13 protein-coding genes and 2 pseudogenes are annotated in these 12,649 nt (G+C 61.2%); 8 read left to right on the top strand and 7 right to left on the bottom strand.

Features of this window, described 5'->3' with window-relative positions:
• Nucleotides 1-13: 13 nt before the first annotated feature.
• From PSV40_RS09110 to PSV40_RS09080, 7 genes and pseudogenes are all read right to left on the bottom strand, one after another.
• A complete protein-coding gene (locus tag PSV40_RS09110; RefSeq protein WP_300536746.1) occupies nucleotides 14-1,015 on the bottom strand; it encodes a tripartite tricarboxylate transporter substrate binding protein in 1,002 nt (333 codons plus the stop codon).
• Nucleotides 1,016-1,242: 227 nt separating this feature from the next.
• Nucleotides 1,243-2,268 (bottom strand): LacI family DNA-binding transcriptional regulator, encoded by a 1,026-nt coding sequence (locus PSV40_RS09105; RefSeq protein WP_300536744.1) that lies wholly within the window; start codon nucleotides 2,266-2,268, stop codon nucleotides 1,243-1,245.
• A pseudogene (locus tag PSV40_RS09100) lies at nucleotides 2,265-2,681 on the bottom strand (SDR family oxidoreductase); the annotation flags it as partial. The gene PSV40_RS09105 and the pseudogene PSV40_RS09100, both read right to left, overlap by 4 nt.
• A gap of 144 nt (nucleotides 2,682-2,825) precedes the next feature.
• Entirely contained in the window at nucleotides 2,826-3,395 is a 570-nt protein-coding gene (locus tag PSV40_RS09095; protein WP_300537046.1) for a DDE-type integrase/transposase/recombinase, read from the bottom strand.
• A gap of 54 nt (nucleotides 3,396-3,449) precedes the next feature.
• Entirely contained in the window at nucleotides 3,450-3,689 is a 240-nt protein-coding gene (locus PSV40_RS09090; protein ID WP_300536742.1) for a helix-turn-helix domain-containing protein, read from the bottom strand.
• A gap of 105 nt (nucleotides 3,690-3,794) precedes the next feature.
• On the bottom strand, nucleotides 3,795-4,199 hold the full coding sequence (locus PSV40_RS09085) for a transposase (RefSeq protein ID WP_300536740.1): 405 nt from the start codon (nucleotides 4,197-4,199) through the stop codon (nucleotides 3,795-3,797).
• 168 nt (nucleotides 4,200-4,367) lie between these two features.
• Nucleotides 4,368-4,487, bottom strand: a pseudogene (locus PSV40_RS09080) (IS6 family transposase); the annotation flags it as partial.
• Nucleotides 4,488-4,615: 128 nt separating this feature from the next.
• On the opposite strand from PSV40_RS09080, the gene PSV40_RS09075 reads away from it, so the two are divergent.
• The 8 genes from PSV40_RS09075 (at nucleotide 4,616) to PSV40_RS09040 (ending at nucleotide 12,613) form a co-directional block, all read left to right on the top strand.
• Nucleotides 4,616-5,530 (top strand): LysR family transcriptional regulator, encoded by a 915-nt coding sequence (locus PSV40_RS09075; RefSeq protein ID WP_300536738.1) that lies wholly within the window; start codon nucleotides 4,616-4,618, stop codon nucleotides 5,528-5,530.
• Nucleotides 5,531-5,764: 234 nt separating this feature from the next.
• Nucleotides 5,765-6,985, top strand: a complete 1,221-nt coding sequence (locus tag PSV40_RS09070) for an amino acid ABC transporter substrate-binding protein (RefSeq protein WP_300536736.1) — start codon at nucleotides 5,765-5,767, stop codon at nucleotides 6,983-6,985.
• 15 nt (nucleotides 6,986-7,000) lie between these two features.
• Nucleotides 7,001-7,867, top strand: a complete 867-nt coding sequence (locus tag PSV40_RS09065; RefSeq protein WP_300536734.1) for a branched-chain amino acid ABC transporter permease — start codon at nucleotides 7,001-7,003, stop codon at nucleotides 7,865-7,867.
• Nucleotides 7,864-8,808 (top strand): branched-chain amino acid ABC transporter permease, encoded by a 945-nt coding sequence (locus PSV40_RS09060; RefSeq protein WP_300536732.1) that lies wholly within the window; start codon nucleotides 7,864-7,866, stop codon nucleotides 8,806-8,808. Before PSV40_RS09065 ends, PSV40_RS09060 begins: the two co-directional genes overlap by 4 nt.
• The gene (locus PSV40_RS09055) at nucleotides 8,801-9,559 is read left to right on the top strand and encodes an ABC transporter ATP-binding protein (RefSeq protein ID WP_300536730.1); all 759 of its coding nucleotides are present in this window, start codon (nucleotides 8,801-8,803) and stop codon (nucleotides 9,557-9,559) included. The genes PSV40_RS09060 and PSV40_RS09055 overlap by 8 nt, the downstream gene beginning before the upstream one ends.
• Complete coding sequence (locus PSV40_RS09050; RefSeq protein ID WP_300536728.1) at nucleotides 9,556-10,290, top strand: ABC transporter ATP-binding protein; 735 nt, start codon at nucleotides 9,556-9,558, stop codon at nucleotides 10,288-10,290. The genes PSV40_RS09055 and PSV40_RS09050 overlap by 4 nt, the downstream gene beginning before the upstream one ends.
• A gap of 80 nt (nucleotides 10,291-10,370) precedes the next feature.
• On the top strand, nucleotides 10,371-11,126 hold the full coding sequence (locus PSV40_RS09045; RefSeq protein ID WP_300536726.1) for a hypothetical protein: 756 nt from the start codon (nucleotides 10,371-10,373) through the stop codon (nucleotides 11,124-11,126).
• Between the two features lie 32 nt (nucleotides 11,127-11,158).
• Nucleotides 11,159-12,613 carry an aldehyde dehydrogenase family protein gene (locus PSV40_RS09040; protein WP_300536724.1) on the top strand — a complete coding sequence of 485 codons (1,455 nt, stop codon included), beginning with the start codon at nucleotides 11,159-11,161 and terminating at the stop codon, nucleotides 12,611-12,613.
• Nucleotides 12,614-12,649: the final 36 nt, after the last annotated feature.

The following is a 12,649-nucleotide window of genomic DNA, read 5'->3' as shown; positions in this document are numbered from 1 at the left end:
AATTCGGGATGGTTCAGGTTTTTTCGAGCCCGGCGCGGCTCAGCACCGCCGGCCACTTGGCCATGTCAGCGCGAAGGAACTTGTCGAATTCGGCGGGCGAATTCGACGCGTAAGGCGTCGCGCCAATGCTCTCGATGTCCGCGATCAGGCCGGGCGATCTCAGCGCGGCGCCCAGTTCGGCAGCGGCCTTGTCCGCGATCACGTCGGGGGTTTTGGCGGGCATCAGCAGGCCGAACCAGGGGATGACGTCGGCGCGCGGGAATCCGGCTTCGGCAATGGTCGGAACGTCAGGCATGCTGCGCAAGCGCTGGGTAGCGATGACCGCCAGCGGCCGGATCGTGCCAGCTGCCACGTGGGTCGCGGCCAGCGAGCCGCTGATCATCATGGCCTGTACGCGGCCCGCCAAGAGATCGGTGATCGCAGGCGGCTGGCCCTTGTAGGGGATGCCGAGTATGTCGATCCCGGCTTCGCTTTTGAGCAACTCCATCCCCAGGTGATTGGACGATCCGTTTCCCGGATTGGCATAGCTCATGGCACCGGGCTTGCTCTTGGCCAGGGCGACGAATTCCTTGACGGTTTTGGCCTGCACGCCCGTAGGTACGACCAGCACGTTGGGGCTCGACGCGATCAACTGCAGCGGCCTGAAATCCTTCAGGACGTCGTAGCCCGGATCGCGCCGCAAAAACGGAGTGACGGTGAAAGGCACCGACGCGAACAGCCAAGTGTAGCCGTCGGGATCGCTGCGCGACACAACCTGGGTGCCGATCATGTGATCCGCCCCCGGCTTGGAGTCGACGACGATGGTCGTGTTCAGCCGAGGCGTGAGAGCCTTTCCGACAGCGCGCGCCAGCAGATCAATGATGCCGCCGGCGGCCACCGGCACGACGATCTTGACGGGGCGCTGCGGCCAGCTCGAGGCTGCGCCTTGTGCCCAGGAAGAGGAACCGGCAGCAGCGGCTGCCAGGCTGGCCACCGTTTGCAATGCACCACGCCTGTTGATGGTTTTATCGAACATCGTCTGTCTCCTGTTTTTGAAATCGGCCCGCTTCGGCCCAGCGCCTAGGCTAGACGGAAGTATAGAAGAATTTGACTGATTTTGGACATTTGTGATTATTTATGAACGTTTTCGCCCTTCGACTCATCAAAGCACCATTCGTACAGCGAACGGGGCCGGTTTTGAAAAGCATCTAGCCGTCTTCCTGCCCCCGAGGTAGGTCGTTATCGATCCCGAAAGCACCGATCTCATCCGACAAGTAGTCGGAAATCCCGTACCGACTGGCGCTCCACCACGCGGCAGGGGATGACAACCTTGCGCGGACGAACTTCGCCCTGCATCTGGTCGTGCAAAAGATCCACCGTGGCGTCGACCATATCCTCGACGCTTTGCACCACGGTGGTGAGCTGATACGAGCCCCAGGCCGCTTGCGGCACGTCGTCAAAGCCCATCACGCTGACGTCCTGCGGTATACGCAGGCCCAACTCGATGCGAAGTACATCCATGGCGGCAATCGCCATATGATCGTTGGCGACGAAGACTGCGTCGGGCTGATCGACGCCAGCAAAGAGCGCGCGCGTCGCCTGCTGCGCGCCTTCAAAGCTGTAGTGGCCCACCGCGCGGCGGAAGACCGAGCCGCCACCTTCCCGCAGCGCTTCGTTGAAGCCCTTTTCGCGATCCACGCTGGTTGACGAGTTCTCCAGCCCGGCGAGAAAGGCGATCTTTTTATGCCCGCGCCCCATCAGCAGCTCGGCCACCATTCGTCCGCCACGGTAGTTGTCGGAAGTCACCGAGCTCGTGGTGTGCCGGGCCAGCGCGCTGGAGTCCGCCACACGGTTGAACAGCACGACCGGCACGCCCGAGTCGGTGCAATTTTTGGCGAGGTCAGACGACAGCATGGTGGACGCCATCACAATGCCATCGACCTGATACTGTAGGATTTCGGCAATTACGCCATCGGCATCGTTCAGCTCGCTGATGAACAACAGCACGTGGTAGCCCTGTTTCTGCAGCTTCTGCGAGAGCCTCTCGATCACCAGGGGATAGAACTGGTTCTCAAGGTAGCTCATGACCAGCGCGATGATTCGGCTGCGCCGCGTGATGAGGCTGCGCGCCAGCGCGTTGGGCCGATAGCCCAGGGCCTTGGCCGCGACCAGTACCTTGCTGCGCGTTTCTTCTGACACGCTCGCGCCTGGGGTAAAGGTGCGGCTCACGGCGGACTGCGATACCTGCGCAAGGCGCGCCACTTCTTGGGCTGTGGTGCTGGACTTCATGCCGCCGTCCACCCACCGTCGAGCATGAGCGCGCTGCCCGTCACAAGGCTTGACGCATCGCTGGCCAGAAACACGATCGCGCCCATGGTCTCCTCGATCTTCCCGAGCCTGCCGAGTGCGATCCTGCCGGTGACCCATACGCGAAACGCGATGTCTTCGAACATGTTTGCGGTCATCGCGGTTTCAATGAAGGTCGGGCAGACCGTGTTCACGCGGATGTTGGCGTGCCCAAGTTCCCAAGCGAGCGACTTGCTCATGCCTTCGATGGCGTGCTTGCTCGCGCAGTATAGTGTGCGGCGCGGGCTGCCTACCCGGCCCATCTGCGACGACACATTGATCACCGAGCCCGGCAGGCCAGCTGCCAGCAGTCCCTTGACCACCATGCGGGTCACGTAGAACACGGCCTTCACATTGACGGTGGCTGTCAAGGAAGTTGTCGCCTGAAGTGAAGTGAGTCAGGCTGCTTTTTGAGTGTGCTGAGGCTCCTTGGTTTGTTGCTGGGTGTCAGGGTTCAGGTGAACGGCTTCGACATGCGCCCACTGGCGGGCCTGCCCTGATCAGCGCTGCGGATTTTCCTGGCGGGCCCGTTCATAGACGAGCGCGCGCTCCTCAAGCAGGGCCCTGTCTAGGCCGGCATGGCGTTGCGCTGGTGTCACGAAGCCGATGGCGCTGTGGCGATGCTGATGGTTGTACCAGTGCGCCAAATCTGTGACCCAGCGCCGCGCGGCCAGCAGGTTTTCAAACGGCTTGACGGGCAGCTGGGGGCGGTATTTGAGCGTTCTGAACGCCGATTCCGCGTACGGATTGTCATTGCTCACGGATGGACGGCTGCGCGTGTGGGTCACACCCAGGCGCTGCATGGTGGCCAGCATGGTTTCGCCCTTTATGGGCGCGCCATTGTCCGAATGCACCGTCAACTGGCCGGGGCGGATGCTTTGCCGCGCACAGATGCCCTGCAGCAACTGGCTGGCCAGATCGGCGCTCTCGCCATCGAACACCTGCCAGCCGACGATCTTGCGGCTGAACAAGTCATCAAACAGGTACAGATAAAAGTGCTGGCCGCGCACCTGGGTAGGCAGATAGGTGATATCCCAACAGAACACCTGATCGGGTCCTGTCGCGGCCAGGGCGCGCGGCTTGCTACGCTTTTGCGCTGCGCGCTCTGATCGCCGATGGGCCAGCTAGCCCTCCTGTCGCAGCAGGCGGTACATCGTGGACTCGGACGCCACATAGACACCCGTGTCCGCCAGGCGCGGCACGACTTGACTCGGCGGCAAGTCCTTGAACGCTTCGCTGTTGAGCGTGGCCATCACGGCCTGGCGCTCTTCTTCACGCAGCTTGTTGGGAGGGCACACGTAGCGCCGCTTGTCCGAAGGGCGCTGGTCCCCCTCGGCAGGCTCCTTGCGCTGCCAGCGCTGCACGCTGCGGCACGACGCCGATCTGACGGCAAGCCGGCTTCAAGCGCGCCCCGTCGGCGCAGGCTTGGGTTATCGGGCCGAGCAACTTTTGGCGCTGCTGGACGGACGTCATTTGTCCGCGCCCTCCAGCAGCGCCTGGAAATTTTTTTGCAACACCAGCAACGCGGCCACTTCGGCCAGTGCTTTCTCCTTGCGCCGCAGCTCACGCTGCAACTGATCGTGCTGACGCTGCAGTTCGCGAAAGGCGCCAGTGGCCTCGCGCGAGGCGGGCGCGATGGGGGTACAGAAGTCTTCGCGCCACTGCGCCAGCTGGTGCTCGAACACGCCACGCTCGCGGCACCAGCCAGCCAGGGCTGAGCCATTCAATGCGTAGCTTTCCTGCAAGGCCGTCAGCCGTTGCGATGGCGACCAGGAGGCAGCAGGGCCGTCCAGTGCAGCGCTTGTCTCCCCGTGAGCCTGTTCGGCCGCCTTGCCTGAGTCCAGTACCCATCGCTTGAGGGTGCCAGGCGACATGTTCAACTCGCCAGCAAGGTTTAAAAGTGAACGCGTTCCGCGATGCCTCGCTTTGAGCAGTGCCTGCTCCTTGAATTCGGGGGAGTGATGTGTATGAGGTTTTCTATGCATGAAATGTCGCTCCGGTGCGGATAACCCGCGGAAAATCGGAGGCGACAACTATTCTGAAACCTGGGGAACATGTCGCAGGTTCAATGGGTAGGCCACGTACCAGCGTACGCACGTGAGCATCACTTCCAGCGGATAGTGATGCCGTTTGAGAACCTTGTTCAAGGTGCCGTTGATCAAACTTTAGCGGAAATCAAGCATGACCCGGATTGTCGTTTACGCTTACTGCGACAGAACCCCGCAACCTTCCTGTCCGTTACCCTGTAGAGCAACAATCAAGTACCCGAAAATATCAAAGGAAACTCGTCATGGAACCGCTCGCCCTGCGTTACTTCCGCGAGGTCGCCGCGCATGGTTCAGTGCGGCATGCGGCTGAGCGAATGTTCGTTGCCCAAAGCGCAGTCAGCCGCCAGATCACCTTGCTGGAGACCGAACTCGGCGTCCCCCTGTTCGAACGCCATGCGCGCGGCATGCTGATCACTGAAGCGGGGCAATTGCTGCTGCTCTACTCCAACGACATGCGCACCCGCTTTGATGAACTGCGCGGCATACTCCAGGAATATGAAACCCTGCGCCGTGGCCATGCAGAAATTGCCTGTGTCGAAGGCTTGATGACGAGCTTCATGCCAGAGGCGATGCACGGCTTTTCCCACGCCAATCCCGCCATCTCGCTGGGTGTGATATCGATCGGTTCGCAGGCAGTGGCCGAGGCAGTCGCCGAGCACCGCTACGACCTTGGCGTCCTGTTTGGCAGTGCGCCGCGCACGGACCTGGTCGAACTGGCGCGCATGCCGCAGCCGCTGTATGCGGTGGTCTCGCCGTCGCACCCGCTGGCGCATCGCAGCCGATGCACGCTGGCCGACATTGCGCCTTATCCGGTCGTGCTGCCTGACCGTTCGTTCGTGATCCGGCAACTGGTAGACCGGGTCTGCGTGACCCGCAAGCTGAGCCTGTCGCGCATGGTGGAAACCAATACGCTGGCATTCGCCCAGATGCTGGTCATCGGCAGCAGCACGCATGTCACCTTCCTGCCGGCAGATTTGCTCACCCCCAGCATCAAGCAAGGCACGCTGGTCGGCCTGTCGCTGGACGAGCTCTCGCTGAAGTCCGGCCACGTCACATTGGTGGCCAGCCGCACCCGCAAACTGTCCCTTGCCGCCAATCACCTGGCGAGTTACCTGGCCGAACGCATGGCGGCCAAGCACAAGCCCCACGCACGCTGAAGGCCGGCGCGACACAGCGCCCGGCCTGTTCACAGTCGCTAGAAAGGCGGAGCTGAAGTCATCAGCGTTCTGATTTTTAGAACGCTTCTCTCGAAAATCTATTGCCCTCAGACAAGCACCTGCAATCTAGAATCGCTGAGCGCTCATCACTGTTCAAGCTCGTCGTTATGTTGGGTTGCCCACTTCGCTTTCGCCGTTGTTGTTTCACTGTCGACCTTTTGAAAGGGACTACGCATGTCTGGCTCACTCTCTCGTTTCCATCGTATTCGTAACTGGTCCGCACTGGCCTGCCTGGCTTTGCCAGCGCTGGCGCCGCTTGGTGCACAAGCCCAGGAAACCATCCGCTTCGGTGCACCATTGCCCCAAACCGGCCCATTGGCGCCAGAAGCCCTGAAGCAGCAACAGGGCTACGACTTGTGGGCCGAGCAGGTCAACAAGAAGGGCGGTATCAATGTTGGCGGCAAGAAAATGAAAGTCGAGATCGTCTACACCGACTATCAGTCCAACACGCCGCGCGCAGTGCAAGCTGCGGAAAAGCTGATCACGCAAGAGAAGGTGAACTTCCTGTTCAGCCCGTTCGGATCGGGTGCAGCCAAGGCAGCCAGCACGGTCTCCGAGAAGTACCAGATGCCGACGATTGCGTCGACCGCGTCATCGCCCCAGGTGTATGACCAGGGCTACAAGTACCTGTTCGGCACCTTCACACCGAACGACACGCTGACCACGCCGCTGGTCAAGATCGTGCGCGAAAAAGCACCGGGCGTGAAACGGGTTGCCATCCTGGCGCGCAATGACCTGTTCCCGCTGGCGATTGCACAGGAAATGGACAAGGCTGCCAAGGCCGCTGGCCTGGAAGTGATCTTCTTCGAGAAGTACGCGATCAACACGATGGATCATTCGTCGGCGCTGTCGCAGATCAAGTCGCAAGCGCCGCACTGGATTTTTGCGACCGGCTACATCAATGACCTGGTGCTGATCAAGAAGCAGATGTCCGACCAGAAAATGGAAGCCCCTGTGGTAACCATGATCGCGGGCCCTGCTTACAAGGAATTCATCGAGGCTGCCGGTAAGGGCGCCGAGAACATCAGCAGTGCAGCCTGGTGGCATATGGCGGCTCGCTACAAGGGCGTGGACATTTTCAGCACGGCTGAGAACTACGCCAAACTGTTCCGGGAAAAGTACAAATCCGATCCTGACTATGCACAGGCTTCGGCTTCGGTTTCCGGTGTGCTGTTCCAGATGGCAATTGAAAAAGCCGGTTCGCTGGATCGCAACAAGGTGCGGGACGAGCTGGCAAAAATGAACGTGATGACCTTCTGGGGTCCGGTCAAGTTCGGCGCCAACGGCCAGATCAACTCGCTGGAACCGCCTGTCATGCAAATCCAGGGCGGCAAGACGCTGGTGGTGCACCCTGCTGCCATCAAGCAAGCTGACTTCAAGCTTGGCGTGAAGTAAAGCGAGCGACAGAGCATGCTTTTTCTCCAGGTCATTCTCAACGGCATCGTACTTGGCAGCCTGTACGCATGCATCGCGGTGGGCTTCTCACTGGTGTGGGGCGTGCTCAATGTCATTAACCTGATGCACGGATCGTTCATCGTGCTCGGGTCTTATCTCGCCTGGGGTGCCTACAATGGCTTGGGCATGGCGCCCTGGACCACACTCTTGATTGCTGCGCCATTGGGTTTTGCCCTCGGCTACGCCATCCAGCGTGGTGTGCTCAACCGGGTGATCGCTGCCCCCGTGCTGGTCACGCTTACCCTGACGTTCGGCTTGGACCTGATGCTCAATAACGCGATGCTGGTCGGCTTCCGGGCCGACTACCGTCGCCTGATACTGGAGCCGGCATTGGGTTCATTGTCCGTCGGCGGGCTGGTGGTGCCGGTCGACCGGCTGGTCGCTACCGCCTTTGCGCTGATCTTGACGGTCGCGCTGTACCTGATCCTGCGGCAATCGCGGGCGGGACGCGCGATTGTGGCGGTGCGCATGGACCGCGATGCGGCACGCTTGATGGGCGTGGATGTGCCGTCGATCTATGCGACGGCGTTCGGCCTGGGCGCTGCCATGGCGGCTTGCGCCGGCGTGTTGCTGGCCATGATTTTTCCGATTTCACCGATTGCTTCCGGTTCCTATCTCGGCAAGGCGTTCGTCGTGTGCGTGCTGGGCGGCCTGGGCAGTGTGCCCGGCGCGGTGGTGGGCGGGCTGTTCCTGGGCACGGTTGAAAGCTTCGGTTCGCTGGCGTTCGGCCCCGAGCATGCGGTCACGCTCTCATTTAGCCTGTTGATCCTGTTCCTGATCTTCCGGCCACAAGGATTGATGGGCAAGCGGGGATACGAATGAAACGGCCACTATTTTTTACTGCACTCGCGCTGTTGCTGATAATGGGCGGCTTGCCACTGTTCGATAGCGCCTACGCGCTGCGCATTGGCACCTTTGCTTGCATGTACGCGATCATGTCCGTGTCCTGGACGGTGATTGGCGGCTTTGCCGGTTACCCGTCGTTTGCCACCGCCGCCTTCTTCGGCTTTGGCGCATATTGCGGCGGCGTCCTGCTCAACAAGGGCTGGCCGCTACTGGCAGCAGTCGGCGCATCCGGTGCGCTGGCATTCATTGCCGCCATGTTGCTGGGTATCGTGCTGCTGCGGCTGCGCGGGCACTATTTTGCCATTGCCAGCCTGGCGGTGGCCGAAGTGCTGCGCGAACTGACCAATACCGCGACCGACCTGACCGGTGGCGGCATGGGCCTGAACATTCCGCTGGCCGTTACCGGTTCTGGCAGCGTGATGGCGGAGGCGTCGTTCTTTTTCTGGGCCATGTGGACGCTGTTGATCGTCAGCTTCATCGCGATCTGGCGCATCCAGGTCTCCAAGCTCGGCTTTGGCTTGTCCTGCATCAAGCAGAACGAGGCGGCTGCCGACATGATTGGCGTGAACGCCACGCTGTACAAGAGCAGCGCCTTCGCCTTCTCCGGCGTGTTCGTCGCCATGGCCGGCGTACTGTATGCCGCATGGGTGCACTACATTGAACCGCCCGATGTGTTCGATGTGCTGCTGTCGGTCAAGCCGATCGTGATGGCGCTGCTGGGCGGCCTGGGTTCGCCGGCCGGCGCGGTGCTGGGCGCGTTCGCCTTCCTCGCCATCGAAGAAGTGGTGTGGCGCAATTATCTGGAAATCCATTCCGGTGTGCTCGGCTTGCTGGTAGTGGTGCTGCTGCTGTTCCTGCCAAATGGCCTGATGTCGCTGGTCAAGCGCATCCGCATGATCGGAGCACGCCATGGATGAAGTACTGAAACTGCAAAATGTATCGCGCCGCTTCGGTGGATTGCAGGCGGTGCAGGACGTCACCCTGACCGTCGGCCGCGGCGAAATACTCGGCCTGATCGGTCCTAACGGCGCGGGCAAGACCACGCTGGTCAATGTCATCACCGGCGTGCACACTGCCAGCGCTGGCCGGGTGCTGTTTGAAGGGCGCGACATTACCAGGCTGGCGCCCTACCAGACGGCGCGCATCGGCCTGGCCCGCACCTTCCAGATCGTGCAGCCGTTTCCCGACCTGAGCGTGCTGGACAACGTCGCCGCTGCTGCGCTGTTTTCGCAAAGCGGCGTGAGCCCGACCAAGGCGCGTCTGCTGGCCGCGGAACACCTGCGTTTCGTCGGCCTTGAAAAGCAGGCCAACCAGGACGCGTCGAGCCTGACGCTGGCCATGCGCAAACGGCTGGAGTTGGCCAAGGCGCTGGCGATGAACCCGAAACTGCTGTTCCTCGATGAAGTCAATGCCGGACTCAACTCCGCCGAAATCGAACATGCCATGCAACTGATACGGCAACTGGCGGCACGCGGCATCACCATCGTCCTGATCGAACACTTGATGAAAGTGGTGATGAATGTCTGCAGTCGGGTGGTGGTGCTGCAAAGCGGCGCACTGATCGCAGACGGACTGCCACTGGATGTGGTGAACGACCCGCGCGTGGTGGAAGCCTACCTGGGCAAAAAATACGCACAGCTCAACCTTGCGACAACGGAGCAGCCATGACGACCCCGGTCCCTTTGCTGGAAATCAGCGGCCTGCAGGCTGGCTATGGCGAGATTACCGTACTGTGGGGCATCGACATGGCCTTGCAGCAGGGTGAGATCACGGCCTTGATCGGCTCCAACGGCGCCGGCAAATCGACGCTGATGCGCACGCTGTCGGGCTTGATCGCACCGCGCGCAGGCAAGATCCTGTGGAACGGCGAGGACCTGTGCGGCAAGAATCCGGCGCAAATCCTGGCGCATGGCATTGCCCATGTGCCGGAAGGTCGCCGCCTGTTCGGCCCGATGAATGTGGAAGACAACCTGCTGATGGGCGCGTATGCCCGCCGCGAGCCGCGCGCCGCCATTGCGCGCAGCCTGGACCAGGTCTACACAACATTCCCCAAACTGTACGAACGCCGCACCCAGGCCGCCGGCACCATGTCCGGCGGCGAGCAGCAAATGTGCGCAATCGGACGCGGCTTGATGAGCGCGCCCAAGCTCTTGATGATCGACGAACTGTCCCTGGGTTTGTCGCCGCTGCTGGTCGAACAGTTGGTCGAGTCCTTGCAGGCACTCAACCGCGACGGCTTGTCGCTGTTGGTGGTCGAGCAGGACGTGGTCACTGCGCTGGAACTGTCTTCCCATGCGTTTGCCATGGATATGGGGCGCGTGGTCCAGGGCGGCGGCAGCAGCGCCATGTTGCACGACCCCGCAATCCGGCAAGCTTACCTTGGCATGCTGGCCGCCTAGGCCGGCACTGGCTACAGCACCCCTGCCGTTTCATTCACTGATGATTTTTTTGTTCCAGACACCGAAAAGGAAGCCGCATCATGTCCAGCACTCTCCCGTTCGCACCCGGCAACTACCGCTACATTCCGGGCGTTTTCCAGTACTCTGCCGGCGTTGTTGCCGATCCGGGATATCGCATCGAACGCGTCCGTTTTCAGCAGCCGGTGCCGCTGACTGAAGGCTTCGAGCGCATCGCCGCCATCCTTGGCGCAGTCGGACGTCCGCTGACGTCATTCTGTGCGTGCGAACTGCGCTCGCCAGCGCCATTCGATGAAGCCGGTTTTGTCGCCTTCAACCGCGTCTATGTCGGCACGCTGGAAAAATGGGGCGTGTTCGACGGCGTCACCAATCCGGTTGCGCGCAGCAATGTCTGTCCTGAATACAACGGCCCGAAAGAGCCGAGTTTCTATGCGTTCTGCTACACCGTGCCGGACGCTGCAGCGGCGCCGTCTTTCGTGGTGGCCGGCAGCGGCGAAGCGCCAGAAGGAAAAGGCAGCTACGCCGACCACGCCATCATGCCCGGGGACACGTCCCCGACCGGCCTGCGCGCCAAAGCGCATTGGGTCATCGGTGAAATGGAACGACGGATGGCAGCACTGGGCTTCGGCTGGAAAGATTGCACGGCCAGCCAGCTCTATACCGTGTACGACATCCATCCGTTCATGGCAGAAGAACTGGTGCAGCACGGTGTCATGGCAGCCGGCCTGACCTGGCATTTCAATCGTCCGCCAATTGTCGGCCTGGACTATGAAATGGATTGCCGTGGCGTCTATGTGGAAAAGACTGCGGCGCTTTGAAACCAGCAATCGTTATCGAAAAATCATCAACAATGAAAACAGAAAAAATCCTCTCGCCTTTCGACGGCCGGGTGATCGGTGAAATGCCGGTCTCCGACGCCGCCGAAGTTGAAAGCGCGATCGTGCGTTCGCAAGCAGCATTCCAGAAGATGCGCAAGTTGCCGCGCTTCGTGCGCGCCGACATCCTGCTAAAAGCCGCCGAGCTGCTCAAGGAACGGCGGGAAGAATTCGTCACGACCATTGCTGGCGAAGCCGGCAAGCCGCTGTACGATGCCCGCGGCGAAGTGTCGCGCGCGATCTTCAACCTGACCAATGCGGCAGCAGAAGCGCGTCGTTTCGGCGGTGAAGAGGTGCCGCTCGACATGGATGCAGGCGTATTCGAATACCAGACCACCGACAGCCAGGGCCGCCCGATTGCCCTGGCCGATCTCGACAGTGAGGCCTTGAACCGGATGCGCCGCCGCATCGGCATTTCGCGTCGCTTTCCGATCGGTCCGATACTAGCCATCTCGCCCTTCAATTTTCCGCTGAACCTGGTGGTGCATAAAGTCGCGCCAGCCATTGCCGTGGGCAACAGCGTCGTGCTCAAGCCGGCGCCGCAAACGCCGCTGACCTCCGTGCTGCTGCAACGACTGCTGCGCGATGCCGGCCTGCCCGACGGCGCGCTGGAAATCCTGCACTGTTCGGTGCCGCTGGCCGAAAGCATGGTGCGCGATGAGCGTTTTGCGATGGTCAGCTTTACCGGCAGCGCCAAGGTCGGCTGGCATATCAAGGATATCGCCGGTCGCAAGAAGGTCGCACTGGAACTCGGCGGCAATGGTGCGGTGGTGGTGGCGGAAGATGCCGACCTCGATCTGGCCGCGGCACGCTGCGTGCGGGGCGGCGTGGTCTACGGCGGCCAGTACTGCATCGGCGTGCAACGCATCCTGGTGCAGCAGTCGGTGGCCGAGGCATTTACCGCCAAGCTGATTGAACGGGTGCGCGCCTGCAAGGTCGGCGACCCGATGCAGGAAGGCGTCGATGTGGGCCCGGTGATCGACCAGGGTTCAGCGCTGCGGATCCAGGGCTGGATCGACGAGGCCGTTGCCGCCGGCGCCGTCATGCTGCATGGCGGACCGCGCGTGGGCGCGGTGATACAACCTACCGTGCTGACCAATACCGCAAAAGGCATGAAGGTCGAGGACGAAGAAGTGTTCGGCCCGGTACTGACCGTCAACAGCTACGACAGTTTTGAAGAAGCAATTGCCCGCGCCGGCGATTCGAAATACGGCTTGCAAGGCGGCATGTTCACCAATGACTTGCGGCGCGCATTCCAGGCCATCGAAGATTGGGATGTCGGCGGATTGATGGTCAACGATGTGCCGATCTACCGGATCGACAATATGCCTTTCGGCGGCTGGAAGGAATCCGGCTTTGGTCGCGAAGGCACCAAGTATGCGATGGAAGAAATGTCCGACATTAAACATCTGGTCATCAACTACGCTTGAGCCAGGCTGCGACAGGAGAATAGACAATGAAGCTGA

Origin of the sequence: Polaromonas sp. (genome assembly GCF_029945925.1) — a bacterium.
Classification (GTDB): Bacteria; Pseudomonadota; Gammaproteobacteria; order Burkholderiales; family Burkholderiaceae_C; genus Polaromonas.
This window is presented reverse-complemented; position numbering and strand designations above follow the sequence as displayed.